The organism is Sorangium sp. So ce117, assembly GCF_051524395.1.
In the GTDB taxonomy this organism is placed as follows: domain Bacteria; phylum Myxococcota_A; class Polyangia; order Polyangiales; family Polyangiaceae; genus Sorangium; species Sorangium cellulosum_B.
The window spans coordinates 4,079,119-4,097,266 of record NZ_CP150309.1 but is presented as its reverse complement, the minus strand read 5'-3'; the positions used below and the strand labels follow the sequence as shown (position 1 = coordinate 4,097,266).

17 protein-coding genes are annotated in these 18,148 nt (G+C 72.2%); 9 read left to right on the top strand and 8 right to left on the bottom strand.

The genetic code is table 11. The features are described 5' to 3' along the window. Nucleotides 1–405: 405 nt before the first annotated feature. The 3 genes from WMF46_RS15365 to WMF46_RS15355 are packed head-to-tail and all read right to left on the bottom strand — an operon-like array spanning nt 406 to nt 4,027. The gene (locus WMF46_RS15365) at nt 406–1,314 is read right to left on the bottom strand and encodes a hypothetical protein (RefSeq protein WP_437986295.1); all 909 of its coding nucleotides are present in this window, start codon (nt 1,312–1,314) and stop codon (nt 406–408) included. Further along, nucleotides 1,311–2,405 carry a PEGA domain-containing protein gene (locus tag WMF46_RS15360; protein ID WP_437986294.1) on the bottom strand — a complete coding sequence of 365 codons (1,095 nt, stop codon included), beginning with the start codon at nt 2,403–2,405 and terminating at the stop codon, nt 1,311–1,313. Before WMF46_RS15360 ends, WMF46_RS15365 begins: the two co-directional genes overlap by 4 nt. Further along, nucleotides 2,402–4,027: a serine/threonine-protein kinase gene (locus WMF46_RS15355; RefSeq protein WP_437986293.1), complete on the bottom strand. Its 1,626-nt coding sequence runs from the start codon at nt 4,025–4,027 to the stop codon at nt 2,402–2,404. Before WMF46_RS15355 ends, WMF46_RS15360 begins: the two co-directional genes overlap by 4 nt. A 168-nt stretch (nt 4,028–4,195) precedes the next feature. Between WMF46_RS15355 and hisB the strand changes: the two genes are divergently transcribed. After that, nucleotides 4,196–4,783 (top strand): imidazoleglycerol-phosphate dehydratase HisB, encoded by a 588-nt coding sequence (gene hisB, locus WMF46_RS15350; protein ID WP_437552686.1) that lies wholly within the window; start codon nt 4,196–4,198, stop codon nt 4,781–4,783. A gap of 3 nt (nt 4,784–4,786) precedes the next feature. Next, the gene (gene hisH / locus WMF46_RS15345; protein WP_437986292.1) at nt 4,787–5,464 is read left to right on the top strand and encodes an imidazole glycerol phosphate synthase subunit HisH; all 678 of its coding nucleotides are present in this window, start codon (nt 4,787–4,789) and stop codon (nt 5,462–5,464) included. A gap of 16 nt (nt 5,465–5,480) precedes the next feature. On the opposite strand, the gene WMF46_RS15340 is transcribed toward hisH, so the two are convergent. Beyond that, a complete protein-coding gene (locus WMF46_RS15340; protein ID WP_437986291.1) occupies nt 5,481–6,416 on the bottom strand; it encodes a sensor histidine kinase in 936 nt (311 codons plus the stop codon). Between the two features lie 382 nt (nt 6,417–6,798). Between WMF46_RS15340 and WMF46_RS15335 the strand changes: the two genes are divergently transcribed. Next, nucleotides 6,799–7,275: a pyridoxamine 5'-phosphate oxidase family protein gene (locus WMF46_RS15335; RefSeq protein ID WP_437986290.1), complete on the top strand. Its 477-nt coding sequence runs from the start codon at nt 6,799–6,801 to the stop codon at nt 7,273–7,275. Between the two features lie 81 nt (nt 7,276–7,356). Here WMF46_RS15335 and WMF46_RS15330 read toward each other — a convergent pair whose 3' ends face one another. The 4 genes from WMF46_RS15330 to WMF46_RS15315 all read right to left on the bottom strand — a co-directional run bounded on the left by WMF46_RS15330 (nt 7,357) and on the right by WMF46_RS15315 (nt 10,775). Next, nucleotides 7,357–8,109: an HAD-IB family phosphatase gene (locus WMF46_RS15330; protein WP_437986289.1), complete on the bottom strand. Its 753-nt coding sequence runs from the start codon at nt 8,107–8,109 to the stop codon at nt 7,357–7,359. A 91-nt stretch (nt 8,110–8,200) separates the two neighbouring features. Further along, a complete protein-coding gene (locus tag WMF46_RS15325) occupies nt 8,201–9,241 on the bottom strand; it encodes an aldo/keto reductase (protein ID WP_437986288.1) in 1,041 nt (346 codons plus the stop codon). A gap of 137 nt (nt 9,242–9,378) precedes the next feature. Next, nucleotides 9,379–9,936 carry a non-canonical purine NTP pyrophosphatase gene (locus tag WMF46_RS15320; RefSeq protein ID WP_437986287.1) on the bottom strand — a complete coding sequence of 186 codons (558 nt, stop codon included), beginning with the start codon at nt 9,934–9,936 and terminating at the stop codon, nt 9,379–9,381. Further along, nucleotides 9,933–10,775, bottom strand: a complete 843-nt coding sequence (locus WMF46_RS15315) for an SIR2 family NAD-dependent protein deacylase (RefSeq protein ID WP_437552679.1) — start codon at nt 10,773–10,775, stop codon at nt 9,933–9,935. The genes WMF46_RS15320 and WMF46_RS15315 overlap by 4 nt, the downstream gene beginning before the upstream one ends. A gap of 362 nt (nt 10,776–11,137) precedes the next feature. Here WMF46_RS15315 and WMF46_RS15310 point away from each other — a divergent pair, with 362 nt between their 5' ends. From WMF46_RS15310 to pgsA, 6 genes are all read left to right on the top strand, one after another. Further along, on the top strand, nt 11,138–12,223 hold the full coding sequence (locus WMF46_RS15310) for a formylglycine-generating enzyme family protein (RefSeq protein ID WP_437987898.1): 1,086 nt from the start codon (nt 11,138–11,140) through the stop codon (nt 12,221–12,223). A 107-nt stretch (nt 12,224–12,330) separates the two neighbouring features. Next, nucleotides 12,331–13,881, top strand: a complete 1,551-nt coding sequence (locus WMF46_RS15305) for a protein kinase domain-containing protein (protein WP_437986286.1) — start codon at nt 12,331–12,333, stop codon at nt 13,879–13,881. A gap of 97 nt (nt 13,882–13,978) precedes the next feature. After that, nucleotides 13,979–14,950 (top strand): hypothetical protein, encoded by a 972-nt coding sequence (locus WMF46_RS15300; RefSeq protein ID WP_437986285.1) that lies wholly within the window; start codon nt 13,979–13,981, stop codon nt 14,948–14,950. Between the two features lie 83 nt (nt 14,951–15,033). Then, entirely contained in the window at nt 15,034–15,759 is a 726-nt protein-coding gene (hisA, locus tag WMF46_RS15295) for a 1-(5-phosphoribosyl)-5-[(5-phosphoribosylamino)methylideneamino]imidazole-4-carboxamide isomerase (protein WP_437909182.1), read from the top strand. Nucleotides 15,760–15,796: 37 nt separating this feature from the next. Next, nucleotides 15,797–17,482 carry a tetratricopeptide repeat protein gene (locus tag WMF46_RS15290; RefSeq protein WP_437986284.1) on the top strand — a complete coding sequence of 562 codons (1,686 nt, stop codon included), beginning with the start codon at nt 15,797–15,799 and terminating at the stop codon, nt 17,480–17,482. Beyond that, a complete protein-coding gene (gene pgsA, locus WMF46_RS15285; RefSeq protein ID WP_437299845.1) occupies nt 17,472–18,128 on the top strand; it encodes a CDP-diacylglycerol--glycerol-3-phosphate 3-phosphatidyltransferase in 657 nt (218 codons plus the stop codon). Before WMF46_RS15290 ends, pgsA begins: the two co-directional genes overlap by 11 nt. The last annotated feature ends 20 nt before the right edge of the window (nt 18,129–18,148 follow it).

Sequence of the window (18,148 nt, the reverse complement as noted above, 5' to 3'; positions counted from 1 at the left end):
TCAGCTCAGGTCACGTTCTCGACGGGACACCCGAGTTCGAGCGTCCTCCCAGATCGCGGCCTGCCGGAACGCCTGACGACGAGCGTCAGCCAGGGTCACGTCCTTGACGGCAGGTCGCGATCGACCGCTTTCTCAGATCGCGACCTGTCGGAACGCCGGACGACGAGCGTCAAGTCAGGTCACGCTCTCGACGGCACATCGATATCGAGCGCTCTCCCAGATCTCGATCTGACGGAACGCCGGACGGCGAGCGCTCGAGTGGGTGGAGGGGTACTTCGGCCAAGGGTAGGGGCTTTTGAACCGTGAAGTCGCCAGAAGACGCCAAGAAACGCCAGAATTTTTGTGTTTTTCTTGGCGTCTTCTGGCGGCTTTTTGGCGTCTTCTGGCGACTTCACGGTTCCATCATCACGGCTTCGCGGAGCCCGACGCCGACCACGGCCCGCACGTCGGCAGGCCCACGGTCTTCTGGACGCACGCGGCCGTCACCGGCGACGTCACGACGGCCGCAATCCTGCCGGCGGCCACCTGATCACAGACGGCGGTCGGCAGCTGGATCCGCCCGTCCTCCGCCACCTGGAAGCCATCGGCGCTGCCGGCGTCGAGCGCCACAAGGCAACGTTCGGCGTCATCGCAGATCCCGTCGCCCGCCGCGGTCTCCAGCGCGACGTTCAGCGGGACTCCGGCCTCGCCCGCGATCGAACACGCCGTGTCGACCTCCGCAGGCGTCGTGCCCTGGAAGCAGGCCGTCACGTCGAAGCAATCGCCGTCGCCGTCGCCGTCACCGCCGCCATAGACGTCCGCAGGCGCGTAGTCGGGGAGCGCGCCCGCATCGACCTCGCTCGATGCACACGCCCCCGCGACGCAGGTCTGCCCTTCCAAGCAGTGCTTGTTCACAACGCCGCCGCTCCCGTCGCTCTCGCCCGAGTCGTCGCAGAGGAAGTTGAGCGGCAGCGTCAGCAGCGCGACGCGGTTCTTCGGGATCCTCGTGACCGCCTCGCGCAAGATGCGCGGCGCGCCGAGCTCGTCCCCGAGGAGGGCGCTGACCTTGATCCGGATGGCATCACCCCCGCCGCTCGAGGAGTAGAAGCCGATCGTCGCCGGCAGGCGCGCGGCGGCGTCGGACTCGCCGAGCCGCTCGTAGGTCGCCGAGAACTTGGGGGTACCGCCCTCGAACACCTGCACCTGGAGGGCGCCGAAGTCCTTGGGCATCTCGAGATCCGTCGAGACGGCGAGCATGATCTCGTCCGGCGGAGAGCACCCGCAGGCCGCGACAGCGACGAGCGCGGCGAGCGCCGCCCGGGCGACGGCGCTCATCGGCCACCCCCGAAGGGGATCGTGAACGTGGCGCCGCCCTTCCGGGACAGGGAGACCGAGCCAGGCGACGTGCGGCCGTCGACCGGCGGCTCCGGGCCGAAGACCCCCGTGGCGACTAGGACCGCGCCCGCGAGCACCAGCGCTCCGCCGCCGATCCAGAGCCAGGTCTCGACGTTCCCTTGCTTGGGCTGCGCCACCAGCGTGACCTGCACGCGGCGCGTCTGGTTGTCCTGGATCATCACCTCGGACTGGTGCGTCACCATGCCGGACGCCGTGACGCGGAGCGCGTGGCCGCCGCTCGGCACAGCGCCGTCGTAGCCGCCGCGGCCGACCACGCGACCGTCGATAGAGATGACGGCGTCCGGCGCCGCCGCGACGATGAGCCGCCCTTGATGAACCTCTTTCTCCAGCGTGGCCGTGACCGTGACCTCGCCGCCGCCCGTCACCTGCTGGGAGACCTCGACGTCCTTGAAGCCCTTCTTGGTCACCCGGATCTTCCGGGTGCCGACGTCGAGCAGCACGGGCTCGCTCAGCGGCGTCTGGCCGACCTCCTCGCCGTCGACGAAGACCGTGGCCCCCGCCTCGCTGGCCTTCAGATCGAGCCGGCTCACGTAGGCCTTCGTCGCCTCGATGAGCGCAGCGGCGTCCTTGCGATCCTGCTCCCCGAGCTGAGGGCCGGCGTCCCTGAGGAGCTTCTCGACCGTCCCGAGGAGGCGCGCGTAGCGCTTCAGGTTCTTCTGGCAGAGAGCGATGTTCCAGAGCAGCCGCGGGTCGCCGGAGAGCTCGAAGGAACGCTCGAACTTGATGATGGCGTTGCGGTAGTCGCCGTCGTTGAAGAGGATCCGCGCGGCCTCGTACTCGGCCTTGGCCTCGCCGGTGAGCGTCGCGGACAGCGGCCCCTGGACGGCAGGCGCGCCCGCGGCGGGCGCCGGCTGCGCCCCCGCAGGCGCCGGCTGCGCCCCCGCGGGCGCCGGCTGCGCCCCCGCGGGCGCGAGCGCCGTCAGCACGGCGCCGCCGAGCGCGACCGCGGCGCCGACGCGCAGGCTCCTGCTGCTCCACAGCGGGAGCCGTTCGCTTCCTGGCCAACTCATCTGGGCTTACCTTTGTCGTTCAGCACATCGAAGATGCTCCCCGGCTGCGCGGCGGTCGCGGTCGCGGTCGGCGCGGCGGTCGCGGCCGGTGGGGCCGAGGGCGCGGCGGTGGGCTTCGCCCGAGGGCTCGTGGCGACCGGCGTCGCGCTCGCCGGCGCCTTCGGCCCGGCGGTCGACAGCGGCGCCGCGGTGGCCACCGGCGCGGCGGTCGCCACCGGGGACACGGTCGCCGACGGCGCCGCGGTCGCCGGCGGCTGCGGCTCCGCGGTCACCTCCGGAGGCGCGACAGGCGGGGGCGGGGCCGGCGTCGCGGGCGCCGAGGGCTCGGCGGAGGCGGTCGCCGACACGGCGGACGGGTCGGCGGGAGGAGCGTCCGCGCCGCCATGGAACGTGACGAAGCGCAGGATCCCCCCGATCACCACAGCGGCGCCCACCACGGCCAGCGCGAGCACAACGCCGCTCCGCGAGCGCGGCCCGGACGCGGCGCCCCCGGCCGTCCAGCCAGGCGCGGTGCCCGCCGGGCCAGCGGTGTGGCCGACCGCGCCGACCGCGCCGCCCGCCGTCGCGCCGGCAGGCGGCGCCGCGCTGTGCCGCGCGGTCGCCGCGGGGACGCCGCTCACGCGCTCCTGCGACGTCTGCCAGGCGGGCGGCGTGCTCATGCGCTCGCGCACGGAGCTCGCCCGGTCCCGGAAGGAGACCGCGGGGACGAGCCCCAGCGTCCGCTCGATCCGCTCCAGCGAGGCCAGCGCGAGCGGAGGCCCGAAATCGACGATGGCGCCCGCGAGCTCGGCGACCGACTTGAAGCGCTTCGCGACGTCCCTCTCGAGGCAGCGCAGGATCGCCGCCTCGAGGCCCGGCGGCAGGTCGCGCCGGAACGTGGTCGGGGGCGGCGGCGACTCGGTGTTGATCATCAGGATGAGCTCGGACAGCGAGCTCGCGTCGAAGGGGACACGCGCGGTGAGCAGCTGGTAGAGGATGGCGCCCAGCGACCAGATGTCCGCGCGCGCGTCGACCGAGCGCGCCGAGCGCATCTGCTCGGGCGCCATGTAGAGCGGCGAGCCGAGCACCATCGCCGTCTTCGTCAGCCCGAGCTCCGGCTCGGCCCCGGCCGTCGACGGGTCCGCGAGCGCCTTCGAGATGCCGAAGTCGAGCACCTTCACCATGCCGCTGCCGTCCGCCGCGCGCGTGAGGAAGAGGTTCGCCGGCTTGAGATCGCGGTGGATGATGCCGGCCGCGTGCGCCTCCGCGATGGCCTCGCAGGCCTCGAGCACGTAGCTCACGGCCTCCTCCAGATCGAGCGGGCCCCGCTGCCGAAGCGTCTCCTGGAGGTCGCTCCCCTCCAGGTACTCCATCACCATGAACGGCGCGCCCGTCTCGAGCGTCCCGACGTCGAGCACGCGCGCGACGTGCTCGCTCTTCAGGCGCACCGCCGCGCGCGCCTCGCGCACGAAGCGCTCCACCATCTCGTCGTTGGCGCCGGGATGGAGCAGCTTGATGGCGACCCGCTGGTGGAGCTTCTCGTGCAACGCGGCGACGACAACGCCCATGCCCCCTTGCCCGAGGATGCGCTCGACCCGGTATTTCCCCGATAGAATTTGACCTTCGGTGACCGGTGAGCTCACGGACGCTCCCGCGCTGGGGCTGCCTCCAGGGCGCCACCACCGCCACGTTATCCAGGGGGCCACCTTATGCGATCCGGCGCTCGCATCCAAGGCCATTGCCGCGCTACCTGCCACGTGATCGGGATCACGCCGCTTCCCTTGCCGCGAAGGGCGACTACCCTACGCGCCATGCCCCGCATCGCCAGTGTCGAGCGCAAGACGCGCGAGACCGACATCCGCATCGAGATCGATCTCGACGGCCAGGGCCGCTCGGAGATCAAGACGCCGCTCCCCTTCCTCACGCACATGCTCGATCAGATCGCCCGCCACGGCCTGTTCGATCTCACCATCCACGCCGAGGGCGACGTCGAGATCGACGGCCACCACACGACCGAGGACTGCGGCATCACCCTGGGTACGGCCGTGCAGAAGGCGCTCGGCGACAAGGCGGGCATCGCCCGCTACGGCGAGGCGACCCTCCCCATGGATGAGGCGCTCGCGCAGTGCGCGCTGGACCTCTCCGGCAGGCCGTACTTCGTCTGGCGCGTGCCGCTGCCCAAGGCCAAGCTCGGCACCTGGGACGTCGAGCTCGCCCCGGTGTTCTTCGAGGGCTTCGCGCGCGGCGTCGGCGCGAACCTCCACGTCCGCCTCATCGAGGGGGACAACCTGCACCACATCGTCGAGATCTGCTTCAAGTCGTTCGCCAAGGCGCTGATGAAGGCGACCCGGATCGAGCCGCGCGTCGCCGGCATCCCGTCCACCAAGGGGAGCCTCTGAGCCATGCAAGCCATCGCGCTCGTCGATTTCGGGATGGGCAACCTGCGCTCCGTGGAGCGGGCGCTTCTCCAGGCCGCCGAGGACGCCGGCGCGCCGTGCGCGGTGACGCGCACGGGCGACCCGGAGTTCATCGGCCGGGCCGACAAGGTGGTGGTGCCCGGCCAGGGCGCCTTCCGCGACTGCGCCGCGGCGCTGCAGAGCGGCATCGGCGAGGCGCTGCGCGCGCAGATCCGGAAGGGGACGCCCTACCTCGGCATCTGCCTCGGCATGCAGGCGCTCTTCGACGGGAGCGAGGAGGCGGAGGGCGCGCGCGGGCTCGGCGTGTTCCCCGGCACCGTCAAGCGCCTCACCCCACAGCCGAGCGCGGCCGAAGCGGACGCAGCTCCCGGCGAGCCCTGGGTCGGGATCAAGATCCCCCACATGGGCTGGAACCGCATCGCGTTCGCGCGCGAGGTAGAGGGCCCGCTCGCGGTGTTCGCCGGCGAGCGCCCCTTCGTCTACTTCGTCCACAGCTACCACGCCGTCCCGCTCGACCCCGCGCTGGTCGCAGCGACGACGGAGCACGGCCCGCACCGCGTCACCGCCGCGATCGAGCGAGACAACGTCACAGCGACGCAGTTCCACCCCGAGAAGAGCCAGGCCGCCGGCCTGCGCCTGCTCGCCCGCTTCCTGAACGGCTGACCCGCCCGCGCGCGCGTCAGTGCGGGCGCAGCAGGCGCTGGTGCACCTGCTTGACCTGCGCGAGCTTGAGGTGCGCGCCCAGGGAAAGCTCGGGCGCGCGCGCCGCGCCCGCGCCGCGCCCGCGCCGCGCCCGCGCCGGGCGCGAGGGGAGAATCGGCGAGGAGGAGGAGGAGCGCCGCGCCGCCCTCACCCGCTGCGGCCGCCGCGGGGCGAGCGGGAGATCGACGATGAACGCCGCGCCGCAGCCGAGCTCGCTCTCGACGCGGATCGCGCCGCCGTGCGCGCGCGCCGCGACGTGCGCGATGTACAGGCCGAGCCCCAGGCCGCCGAAGCGCTCGACAGGGACGGCCCGCTCGAAGCGCGCGAAGATCCGCTCTTGGTCCTCCTGCGCGATCCCCATGCCGCGGTCGCGCACGATGAGCCGCGCCCGCGCGCGGGTCGCGCGCACCTCGATCGAGATCGGCTTGCCCTCGCCGAAGGTGAGCGCGTTCTTGAGCAGGTGGAACGCCATGCGCTCGAGGTGAGACCGGTCCCACCAGCCGATCACCGGGCCCTCGGCCGCGACCGAGATGGCGCCGCACGCGGCCGGCCGGTGCGCGACCGCCGTCGCGACCACCTCGCGGATGAGCCCGACGAGATCGACCGGCTCACGGGTCGGGGCGCCGCGGGCCAGGCCGCCGTGCCTCGCCTGGAACATGTCGTCGCAGAGCCGGGCGAGACGGCCGAGCTGGCGGTCGAAGACGGCCAGCATCGCCGCCGCCCACGCCGGGGTCTTCTCCGGCTCCTGCTGGCTCATCCGCTTCGTCAGCTGGAGCTGCAGGAGGAGCGAGGTCACGGGCGTCCTGATCTCGTGCGCGGCGAGAACGAGGAAATCTTCCCGGATCCGGGCGGTGTCGTCCCGGATCGGGACAGCGGGGATACGAGGGTCGAAGTCGTCCAAAAACGCGGTCATGGCAGAGCCTGCTGGGCGGAGTTGTGGTGTGCCCCCGCGCCGGCGAACGCATGGAGTGTGCCGCCCAGGAGGGCCCGCCAATTGGCACTTCTGGCGGCAGGAGAGCGCCCCATCTGCCGAGCGGACGCGCGTCGAGGCGTCGCATCACGCCGTCCACTGCGCAAAAAACCAGCGAAGGTGAGCCGAGCTGCCTGGGCCATTCTGCAGCGCGCGGCGCATCGGGTCACGCCGGAGCGCCGCCAGGTTGCTGCGGTACACGGGTCAGGGTGCACCCCTGCTTGCGGGCCAGGGTCCGCGGAGCAGCTTTGTCCGCATGCAACACCAGAGTGGAGAGCAACACCGGAGTATGGATCCGGAGGCCAGGGCTCAGATCCGCGGATCCATGAGCGAGCTGCACGCGCTCCTCAGGGAGTTCGACACCGCGATGCTCGTCACGATGACCCCCGAGGGGCTGATGCGGGGGCGGCCGATGGAGATCCAGGAGCCGGCCGAGCTGATGGACTGCGATCTCTGGTTCGTGACGGAGGACGAGGCGGCGAAGACAGGCGAGATCTCCCGCGAGCACCAGGTGGCGGTCTGCTGCTACAGGCCGCGGGATCGGGCGTACATCTCGATCTCGGCGCGCGCGACGATCGAGAGGAACGAGGAGAAGATCCGGAGCCTCTGGAAGCCCTCGTGGAAGGCGTGGCTGCCGGCCGGCCCCACCCACCCTCACGCCGCCCTCCTGAAGCTCTATGTCGAGCGCGCCGAGTACTGGGAGCCCGAGGGCGGGCGGCTGCGGGTCCTCTACGAGAAGGCCAAGGCGCTCGTCCAGCGGAGGTCGGCGGAAGACAAGCTGAACCCGCCGAAGCACATCTGAGCCGCGCCGCGCCTGCGGCGGCGATCGAGCGGGCGTACCCCGAAGCGAGAGGGTCCCTGGGCTGGATGAACCTCGGATGGATCAGCCAGGTGTGGGCGTAGCGTCGGCCGCGCGCCGCGCGCGCTCCCCGTCAGGGGCGCCGCCGCCCTCGAGCGCCGCGCAGATCTCGGCGAAGCTGTCAAAGGGTGTGCACGGTGTCCCGTCGCGGGAGCAGAGCGCGTCGAGGGCGCTGTCCCGCACCGCGAACACGCGATCGCAGCACCGCGCCGCGGGGTAATCCAGCCGGCCGTCGCCGATGTAGACCGTGGAGGTCTCGCCGGTGGCCGCCTTCAGCTGGTCGAGCACGCGGATCTTGAAGTCCTCGCCGGGACCGAGCGGCACCGTCCCGGGCACGGTCACGCGCCAGCGCCCATCGAAGACGGCATCGAAGCAAGAGAACGCGGTGCCCGGCGGCAGGAACTCGCGGATGTAGAACGGCAAGCCGTGGCTGATCACGTGGAACACCCACGACCGGCGGGCGCACAGGGCCAGGAGATCCTCGAAGCCTGACCGCAGCCCGGCGTGCGGGCGCAGCTCGGCCAGGAGCTCGGCGGCCGGGCGATCCACGTCGGCGTAGCCGCGGCGGAGGAGCTCGAACGGCGTGAGCTCGCCGGAGGCGGCAGGCGCGAGCAGCACCTGCCGCCAGTCATAGCGAAGGTGGGCGTCCCAGACCCGGTTCGTCAGGTCGTCGCGGGTGATGGTCCCGTCGAAGTCGCAAAGAATGAGCACGACCGCTGATTTGCACGCCGCCACGCCGGACGCCACCGCCGTGCTGCGCTGACCGGCCCTCGCCACGGGATCGCCTCCCACGGCGAGGGCGCGGTGCGCGCCCCCGAGCCGGGCCTCCGCGCAGGATCAGCCGCCGGTCGCGGCCAGGCCGCGACCGTCAGAGCGCGACAGGGAACGGATTGCGCTCCGTGAACGCGCCGACCTGGTGAAAGTAGGGATAGGGCAGCTTCGTCTTGCTCGCGGCATCCAGCTTCGCGATGTGCTCTGGCGCGAGGTTCCAGCCGACGGCCCCGAGGTTCTGTCGAAGCTGCTCCTCGTTACGAGCGCCGACGATCACGTTCGCGACGCTCGGCCGCTGCAGCAGCCAGTTGAGCGCGACCTGCGGGACGGTCTTGCCCGTCTCCTTCGCCACCGCGTCGAGCGCGTCGACCACACCATAGAGGTACTCGTCGTCGATCTGCGGCCCCCCCTCGACAGACAGCTTGTTCCGGAGCCGGCTGACCTCCGGCAACGGCTGCCCGCGCCGGATCTTGCCCGTGAGCCGCCCCCAGCCCAGCGGGCTCCAGACCACCGCGCCGACCTTCTGATCGAGCGCCAGCGGCATCAGCTCCCACTCGTAGTCGCGCGCCACCAGCGAATAATACGCCTGGTGCGCCACGTACCGAGAGAGACCATATTTCTCCGACACCGCGAGCGACTTCATCAGGTGCCAGCCGGAGAAATTCGAACATCCGAGGTAGCGGATCTTCCCCGCTCGCACGAGATCGTCCAGCGTGCCGAGCGTCTCCTCGACCGGCGTGACCGCGTCGAAGCCGTGCAGCTGAAAGAGATCGATGTAATCCGTCTGCAGCCGGCGCAGGCTCCCCTCGATCGACCGGATCAGGTGATACCGCGACGAGCCGACGTCGTTCGGGCCCTTGCCGCTCCGGAAGGTCGCCTTGGTGGAGATGATGACCTTGTCGCGCCTGCCCTTGATCGCGTGGCCGAGGATCTCCTCGGCGAGCCCGTCGGAGTAGATGTCGGCCGAATCGAACATGTTCATCCCGGCCTCGAGCGAGACGTCGACCAGCCGAGTCGCCTCGGCCACGTCGCTCGCGCCCCACCCCCGGAAGAACTCGTTGGAGCCACCGAACGTCCCCGTCCCGAGGCTCAGCACCGGTACCTTGAACCCTGACCCGCCGAGCTGTCTGAACTCCATGAATCGCCTCCGCGCCAAATGAGGACAACCTCTGAGCGCGGGGGAGAGGAGCGCCGGACATCAGGCTCTCGCCCCCTTGCCGCGGTCGTGGACGGTTAGGAACTCCAAAGCGATCCGGAAGTCAAGCACCACCGCGATCACAGCCCGAGATCGAACCGGAACGCCCGCAGCGCCTCCGCGCTCGCAGAGCACCGGAGGCGCTCGTCACGCGGCATCTGCCCGAGCGTGCGCGTGTGCCCGGCCGGGATGAACATCGGCTCCCAGTGGATGCCCTCGTCTCCCCGCCGCTCGACGGCGATCTCGCCGGGGACGCGGCCCGTGTAGACACGCAGCGTCCGGCCGTCGCAATAACACACCTTCTGGACCACGTGCGCCGCGCGCGACTGCCCCGGAGGGATGAGGGAGCAAATCCGGTCCTGCAGCCGCTCCCAGAACGGCATCGCGAGCGGGCCCGGGAAGCCGTTCAGGTGCTCGATGAAGAGGCCGCCGTGCTCGACGAAGAGCGGCACGAGGGAGAGCCGGTAGGCGGCGAGGGCCTCCTCGCGAACGACGGTGTCGAGATCCGAGGAGAGGATCTGGGGCACGTCGAGCCGGAGGACGCGGAGCGGCGTCGGGGCGTCCTTCCATACATACGTCATGTCCGCGATCTTGCGGTGGTTCGACGAGACGAAATAGACCATGACCACCGCCCTCACCCGTCCAGCGCGTCGAGCAGGTCCACGACGCTCTTCGTCTTGTCGTTCGGGTCGAGCTCGATCACGTCGATGTGCCAGTCCTCGAGCAGCGCCGGCTGGACGAGCCCGGCGCCGAACGTCGCCCAGTAGCCGCGGCGGTTCGAGGCGCGCCTCGCGAGCTGCGGGCTGCCCTCGATGCGCATCTGCTCCATGCGGTACCAGATGTACCGGATGTCGACGTCGCCGAAGCTGTAGCCGAGGAAGAGGAAGCTGTTGCTGAGCAGATCGGCCCGCAGGCGCTGATCGGGCGCCGCCTCGAGCCGGAGGCGGCTGAAGTACTGCGATTCGGTGAGCACCACCGTCTCGGGCCATTCGAGGTCTCCATGAAACTTGATGACGTGGCACGCCCCCTGCGCCGGGCACCGCGCGAAGTCGTCGAACCTGGCGAGCGCCACGGCCTCTTTGCCTGCGTCCCGCAGCGCCTCCTCGATGTGGTGCTCGAAGTTGGTCGTGTAGATGGTCGAGAAGTCGCGGCGCGCCAGGGCCTTGTGCTGGCACGAGCTCCTGCGCCGCTCGTCCACCTCGCCCGCGTGAAAGCGCGCGCGCATCTCGGCGATGAAGCTGTCGAGGCCGCCCGCGCACTCGCGGGCGAAGAAGCCGGCGAGCTGCGGGGGCAGGCCGTGCAGCTCGAAGAGCGCTGGCTCGAACCCGAGCGCGGCGCCCATCCACCCCATCAGCTCCTTCCACATCGGCAGCCGGAGCGGGGCAGAGAAGCCCGCGCCCAGAAAGGGAATGAGGCGACCTTCCCGGTACGCCTGCCGGAGCGGGATCGCCGCTTGCTCGAGCGTGAGTACAGCCATCTTCAGCGAGCGATGGTATCTGCCCGACGACCTCGTGCAACCGGCGCCCGCCGGGCCGGAACGCCTCGCCCCGAGCGGATGTCGGCGCGGATGTCGGCCGGCGCGCAAGGACAGAAGCCGCGATGCATCAGGACACACGCGGCAGAGCCCGGCGCTGCGGAGGAGGGCGCCGGTCGCACCTCGCTCCCCACGGCGGCAACGCGGCGTCGAGCGGGCCCTCTCGCGAGCCGAAATGTCAGTAGAATCCCGCGCATGGAGATTCTTGGGATGGAGGCTCGGCGTCCGCGGCGCGCGGTCCGGTCCGCGCTGGTCGAGCGCCTCGGGGCGCGGCGCTGATGCGGATCGCAGCGTCTGCCGTGGCGATGTGGACGGGGGCATGCCTCGTGATCGGGGGCTGCACGACGATCGTGGGCGTGGACAAGCCGTACCACCTGGCGGACGGCGCGGGCGGCGGAGGCGGAGCCGAGACGTGCACGCCAGAGGAGGTGCGGTGCGCGCAGAACAGGCCGCAGACGTGCGACGAAGCCGGAGCGTGGCAGGACGAACCCGAGTGCCCGGCGGACGCGCCCCTGTGTGACGACGGGCGCTGCACCGTCCCTCGGAGCTGCGCGAAGATGGACGCGATCTGCGGGCCGCGCGGAGACGAGGGCTGCTGCGGGAGCCTGGTGGTGCCCGGAGGCACGTTCGATCGGGGCGACGCCGAGCCGCGCGTGGTGACGGTGAGCGACTTCCGGCTGGATCGATTCGAGGTAACGGTGGGGCGGTTCCGGGCGTTCCTGTCGGAGTACCCGGCGAGCTGGCCGGTGGCAGGGGCAGGAGCGCACCCGAAGATCCCCGACAGCGGGTGGCGCGCCGCGTGGGACGCCGACCTGCCCGTGGACCGGACGGCGCTGTCGGCGTCGCTTCACTGCGAAGATCCCTATTTTTCGTGGACCGACGAGCTGGGCGAGCACGAGCTCCTGCCCGCGGCCTGCGTGAGCTGGTACGTGGCGTTCGCGTTCTGCGCGTGGGACGGCGGCCGGCTGCCCACGTCAGCAGAGCGGCGCTACGCGGCCGCCGGCGGGGACGAGCAGCGCGTGTATCCATGGTCGAGCCCGGAGAGCGCCCCGGAGCCCGACGAGAGCTACGCGGTGTACGGTTGCGGCCTCGATGGATCGTGCGAGATCGCGGACCTCCAGCCTAGCGGGTCGAGGTCGCCGCGGGGAGACGGGCGGTGGGGACACGCGGATCTGGGGGGAAACGTGTGGGAGTGGGTGCTGGATTCGTTCGCGGCGGACGACCCGACCGCGTGCGATGACTGCGCCGTCCTCACCCCCGACACGAACCACATGATCTGGGGCGGGGGCTGGCGCAGCGGGAAGGAGACGTTGCTCACCTCCGCCTTCCAGGAGCGCCCGCCGACGGGCCACTTCGCCGGTGCAGGGCTGCGGTGCGCACGGGCGCGGTGATGCGCGCAGCTGGGCGTCGCAGCGTCGCGGCCGCGGCTCCGCGCAGCCCGCCCTTCGCGGGTCCCTGGATCCTTGACGCGACAGCCGCCGCGCGCGACCCTCCCGCCGTGTCGGGCACGCTCGCGGACGGAACGGTCTTCGCGCACCGCTATCGCGTGGCGCGCCTCCTCGCCGTGGGCGCGATGGGGTCCGTCTACGAGGTTGTGCACATCGAGACGAACCGCCGCCGGGCGCTGAAGGTGATGCACGCGTACCTCTTCCAGAGCGAGGAGATGCGCAGCCGCTTCAAGCGCGAAGCGCAGATCACGGCGGACATCGAGAGCGAGTACATCGTCGACGTCTTCGACGCGGGCATCGACGAGGCGACAGGCATGCCGTTCCTCGTGATGGAGCTGCTCCGCGGCGAGGAGCTCGGCCAGCGCCTCAAGCGCCTCGGCAGGCTGCCTCCCGGCGAGGTCGCGACGTACCTCCAGCAGACCGCGTCGGCCCTCGACCGGACCCACGCGGCGTCCATCATCCACCGGGATCTCAAGCCGGAGAACCTGTTCGTCACCCAGCGCGACGACGGGACGCCCCGCATGAAGATCCTCGACTTCGGCGTGGCGAAGCTGCTCGCCGAGGGCGGGACGGCGGCCGGCATCACGCGGAGCCTCGGGACGCCCATCTACATGGCGCCCGAGCAGTTCCGCACCGACACGAAGCTCACCAGCGCCGTGGACATCTACGCGCTCGGCATGATCGCGTACACGCTGCTCGTGGGGACGCCGTACTGGAGCCCGGAGGCGCTCAGCGCGAACGACGTGATCGCGTTCGCGCTCGTGGCCGTCAACGGGCCGCAGGAGCCGCCGGTCCACCGGGCGATGTCGCAGCGGGTGGTGCTGCCGCAGTTCTTCGATGGCTGGTTCGCTCGGGCCACGGCCGTCGATCCAGCGGCGCGGTTCCGCCTCGCGAGCGAGGCGGCGCAGGCGCTCTCCGAGCTGCTCGGCCTCGCCCCGGCCAGCAGCGGGCGTTCACCCCGCCCGACCACGCCGCCCTGGGCCCTGGCGAGCCCCTCGGCGCACGCGATCACCGCGCCCGCGATCACCGCGATCACCGCGCTCACCACGCCCGCGATCACGGCGCCCGCGATGATGCCGCCGGTGGCGACGAGCGTCGGCCCGATGGGGCCGGAGCACCCGTCTCGCTCCCCGGTCGCGCCCCTCGCGGCGACCATGGAGACGTCGGTGACGTCCGTCCCTTCAGGGAACACCGCGCCGATCGCGCCAAGCCGAGCCCCGCTCGTCGCCGCCGCGGTCGTCCTCGGGCTCGGGGTGCTCGGCGCAGGGACCTGGCTCCTGATCCGCGCCGGGGCCCAGGCCGATCCGGCGGTGGCCGCGCCGCCTTCGGCCCCCGCGCCGGACGCCGCCTCGGCGAGCGCCGCCGCGACCACCGCGCCGAGCGCGACGCCGCAGGCAGAGCCGTCCGCGCCGACGCCCAGCGCCTCCGCGCCGGCGCTCGCCGCGGAGCCCACCCCGCCCGCGACCAGCGCGAGCGCCAGCGCGGGGCCGGCCGCGCGCGGGGCGGCGGGCGCTCCCCCGAAGGTGGCGCCGAGGCCCGCTTCGACCGGGCGAACAGGCGCCGCCTCTCGCCCCAAAGTCCCTTTGCTCGGACGAGATTGAGGCCGATGTCCGCCGCGCTGCCGGTCCGATCCTCGCCGACACCCATCGACACCTTCGCCTGTGGATGCCCCAGAACATGACACGTCGCCTGCGCCGGATGGCTCCTCTCGCTCTCGTCCTCTGGCCGCTCGCCGCCGCGACGCCCGCCGCGGCGCAGGACAGCGCGGCCGCGGAAGCCCTCTTCAACCGGGGCCTCGCCGAGATGGAGGCGGGCCAGTACGAGACGGGCTGCAACGCGATCGCCGAGAGCCATCGGCTCGAGCCCAAGCCGGGGGCGCTCTTCACGCTGGCCATCTGCGAGTCGAGGTGGGGCCGCGTCGCGAGCGCGTTCGCGCACTTCGGGGAGTACCTTGCGCTCTACGAGCAGCTGACGCCGGAGCAGAAGCGCCGGCAAGGAGAGCGGCCCAAGGTCGCCCGGGAGGAGCGCGAGAAGCTGGCCCCGCTCGTGCCGGAGCTCGCGCTCTCCCTCCCGCCCGGAGCCCCCGCGGGGACGGTGGTGAAGCGCGACGGTCGCGCGGTGGACAGCGCCGCGCTGGGCGCGAGCGTGCCGGTGGATCCGGGAGAGCACGTCGTGTCGACGCAGCCGCCGGGAGGGCCTGTCCAGGAGACGCGGATCCAACTCGCTCAAGGCGAGAAGAAGCGCGTCGAGCTGCAGGTGAGCGGCGCCCCGGCGCCGTCCGCCGAGGGCCTTTCAGGCCGGCGGGCGGCCGTGTACGCGGCCGGCGGCGTCGGCGTCGCGGGGCTCGTGCTCGGCGGGGTGACGGGCGCGCTCACGCTCGGCAAGAAGAGCGTCGTCCGCGAGCACTGCGGCAGCAGGATCGGCTTGAGCGACCCGACGGCCTGCGACCAGACGGGCCTGGACGCGGCGGAGAGCGCGAGCACCACCGGGCTCGTGAGCACGATCGGGTTCGGCGTGGGGCTGGCCGGGCTCGGGACGGCGGCGGTCCTCTACCTGACCGAGCCGAAGCAGAGCGATATGACCGCCGGCGCGACGTCAAGGCGGATCCGCGCAGGCGTGCTCGCGGCAGGCCCGGAGGGGGTCGTGCTCGGGGCGAGCGGGTCGTGGTGACGCGGCGGGGCCGTTCACCTTCGCGACCTTCGCCGCCCTCGCCGCCTCTACCCACCGGCGCAGAGGCGCGCTAGACCCGCCGCGTGCAGCTCATCCCCGCCATCGATCTCCTCGGAGGCCAGGCCGTGCGCCTCCATCAAGGGCGCTACGATCAGGTCACCGTCTACGACCAGGATCCGGCGGCGCTCGCCGCTCGCCTCCGCCGTGCCTGCGCTCGGCTGCACGTGGTCGACCTGGAAGGGGCCCGCGCCGGCCTGCCCGTCCAGGCCGACGCCGTCCGCGCCGTCATCGCGGCCTTCGGCGCGGAGGGCGGCAGCGTGCAGGTGGGCGGCGGCATCCGCTCCGCCGCCGCGGCCGAGAGCTACCTCGCGCTGGGCGCCGAGCGCATCGTGCTCGGGACCGCCGCGGTGAACGATCCCGCGCTCGTGCGCGACCTCGCCGGCCGCTTCCCGGGGCGCGTCGTGGTCGCCGTGGACGCCAAGGACGGGCGCGTGGCCGTGCAGGGCTGGGAGCAGGTCTCCTCCGTCACCGCCCTCGACGTCGCCCGCGCGCTCGCCGGCGCCCCCGTCGCGGCGCTCCTCTACACCGACGTCTCCCGCGACGGCACGCAGGTCGGCCCCAACCTGGAAGCCACCCGCGAGCTCGCCGCCTCGTGCGGCTTCCCCGTCCTGGCCTCCGGCGGAGTCGGATCGCTCGCTCACCTGCGCGCGCTCGCGCAGATCCCCGGCGTCAGCGGCGTCATCGTGGGCCGCGCGCTCTACGAGGGGGCCTTCACGCTCGCCGAGGCGATCGAGGCGGCGAGCGCCTGACGGCGTGTGTGCGTTTTCGTGTACGATCCCCCCGACAATGCACGAGCGCGACGACCCACGGCCCTCCTCACGCGAAGTCGCGGCGGAGGAGTTCCTGTTCCACCTGCACCGGGGCAGCGAGCTCCTGCAGGACAACCGGGTCCACGCCGCGAAGGCGGAGCTCGAGCGCGCGCTGTCGCTCCAGCCGAGCGATCCCAAGGGGCAAGACCTGCTCGGGATCGTCTACTTCCGCCTGGGGCTCTACCCGCGGGCGATCGCGATCTATGAGCGGCTGATCCAGGCCCACCCGGAGGCGGTCGAGCCGCGCATCAACCTCGCGCTCTCGTACCTCAAGACCGGGCAGCCGGCGCAGGCGCGGTCCGAGCTCGAGAAGGCGCTCGAGCAGAACCCGAAGCACCAGCGCGCGTGGGGCTACCTGGGGCTCGCGTTCCAGCGCATGGGCGACTACGAGCGCGCGAGCCACGCGTTCGCGGCGGGCGGCCACGACGCGATGGCGCGGCGCCTGCTCGACATGACGGGCGGCGCCACGGGCCGCTACTCGATGGAACCGCCCGACACCGAGGATCAGCCGCCGGTCGAGGCCAAGGTCGAGGTGCAGCGCGCCGCAGGCGAGGCGGTGCAGGCGCTCGATCGCGCCGGCGCGGGCTTCCGGCACGACTCGGATCTGCCGCGCATCCCGTCAGGGACATGGTCGGCCATCGAGCCTGGCCGCGAGATGATGCCGACGATCCCGGCGCCGCCGTCGTTCAAGAGCCTCGGGGCGGACAGCCGCGCGGGAGGCGCGACGAACCTGCCCGGCGCGGGCAAGGCTCCCGGCCCGAGGGTCGGCGCGGCGCCGACGGTCCCGTCGATGCCGGCGGTGCAGGCGACGCCGGGAGGGAGCGTGGCCCCGACCGTGCGCCGCAGCACGGTGGCGCCCGAGGAGCCCTCCGCGACGGGCCGCTTCGCGATCGCCGTCCCCGCGGCGGCGGACGCGGCGGCGGCGAGCAAGAAGGCGGCGGGGCGGCCGTCGTCGTCCTCGCTGCCGCCTCCCACGGCGGCGCCCGCCGCGACGCCGCCGGCCGCGACGCCGTCCGCGGCGCCGCCGCTGGAGACGCTCTCGGCGCTCGCGCGCGAGCGGCTGCTGGTCTTCCCGCGCGAGGCCGCGGTCACGCGGCACCCGAGCGGCGTCGTGCTCGTGCAGTCGGCGAAGGGCTTCGTCGCCCGGCTCGACGCGCTGCGCACCATGAGCGTGCACTCCGGGACCGCCACGCACGTGCTGAAGCGGCAGGCGCGCGGGCGCATCTTCGACGAGCCGCTCGGCGGGCCGAGCACGCCCTTCATCGAGATCGGCGGGCGCTGCGAGCTCGTGCTCGGCGCGCCGGAGGGGCGGCGGCTCCACCCGGTGACGCTCGGGGAAGAGTCCATCTACCTGCGCGAGGACGTCCTCGTCGGCTTCGATCTGCCGATCGGCTACGAGAACGGCCGCCTGCCGGCCGGCGAGGGCGAGGCGGTCGCGATGGTGCAGCTCCGCGGCCGCGGCCACATGGTCCTGTCGGTGCCCGAGCGCGCCGCCGCGCTGGAGATCACCCCGTCGCGGCCGACGTCGACGCGCGCGACCGCGGTGCTCGGGTGGATGGGCCGGCTCCTGCCGCGGACGCTGCCCGCCTCCGAGGCGCCTGGAGGGATGCAGGGCTTCGTGACGTTCGGCGGAGAGGGGATGGTCCTCATCGATGGTCGCTAGCGCGGGCACGTCCCTGCGGGGCATCAAGGCGCAGCGGCGGCGCACGCTCTGGGAAGACGCGCGGAACCTCCCGAACCTGCTCACGTTCGCCCGGATCCTCATGATCCCGGCCGTCCTCTTGCTCCTGTCGAGGGGCGCGCCGCGGGACTGCTTCTGGGCCGCGGGCGTCTACTCGCTCGCGGCGATCACCGACATGCTCGACGGCTACCTGGCGCGGCGGCAGGGCCTCGTGAGCGTGCTCGGCAAGTTCCTCGATCCGCTCGCCGACAAGCTCATCGTCGCCGCCACGCTCGTGTGGCTCGTGCCGATGGGCCGGATCCCGGCGTGGGCGGTGGTGCTGCTCATCTCGCGCGAGATCACGATCACGGCGCTCCGCTCCATCGCCTCGACCGAGGGGCTCGTCATCGCGGCGGGCGACGGCGGGAAGATCAAGACAGCGCTGCAGATGATCGGGATCGTCTGCCTGATCCTCGGCTACCCGTACCACATCCACCTCGGCGTCGACTTCGGAGAGGTCGACGTTGTGCACGTCGGACGGCTGCTCATCTATCTATCGCTCGTCTTCTCGATCACGAGCGCCGCGCAGTACATGGGCCTGTTCATCGACGCCATCGACGCCAAGAACCGGCCTACCCCTCCGCAGTAGATGGGCAATAGGCAAGCCCG

Bases quoted from the DNA above. Each gene is read 5' to 3' on its own strand.
- hisH (WP_437986292.1), top strand. From the start codon at position 4,787: ATGCAAGCCATCGCGCTCGTCGATTTCGGGATGGGCAACCTGCGCTCC.
- WMF46_RS15340 (WP_437986291.1), bottom strand. From the start codon at position 6,416: ATGACCGCGTTTTTGGACGACTTCGACCCTCGTATCCCCGCTGTCCCG.
- WMF46_RS15310 (WP_437987898.1), top strand. From the start codon at position 11,138: ATGTGGACGGGGGCATGCCTCGTGATCGGGGGCTGCACGACGATCGTG.
- hisB (WP_437552686.1), top strand. From the start codon at position 4,196: ATGCCCCGCATCGCCAGTGTCGAGCGCAAGACGCGCGAGACCGACATC.
- WMF46_RS15325 (WP_437986288.1), bottom strand. From the start codon at position 9,241: ATGGAGTTCAGACAGCTCGGCGGGTCAGGGTTCAAGGTACCGGTGCTG.
- WMF46_RS15300 (WP_437986285.1), top strand. From the start codon at position 13,979: ATGGCTCCTCTCGCTCTCGTCCTCTGGCCGCTCGCCGCCGCGACGCCC.
- WMF46_RS15290 (WP_437986284.1), top strand. From the start codon at position 15,797: ATGCACGAGCGCGACGACCCACGGCCCTCCTCACGCGAAGTCGCGGCG.
- WMF46_RS15360 (WP_437986294.1), bottom strand. From the start codon at position 2,405: ATGAGTTGGCCAGGAAGCGAACGGCTCCCGCTGTGGAGCAGCAGGAGC.
- pgsA (WP_437299845.1), top strand. From the start codon at position 17,472: ATGGTCGCTAGCGCGGGCACGTCCCTGCGGGGCATCAAGGCGCAGCGG.
- WMF46_RS15335 (WP_437986290.1), top strand. From the start codon at position 6,799: ATGAGCGAGCTGCACGCGCTCCTCAGGGAGTTCGACACCGCGATGCTC.
- WMF46_RS15365 (WP_437986295.1), bottom strand. From the start codon at position 1,314: ATGAGCGCCGTCGCCCGGGCGGCGCTCGCCGCGCTCGTCGCTGTCGCG.
- WMF46_RS15315 (WP_437552679.1), bottom strand. From the start codon at position 10,775: ATGGCTGTACTCACGCTCGAGCAAGCGGCGATCCCGCTCCGGCAGGCG.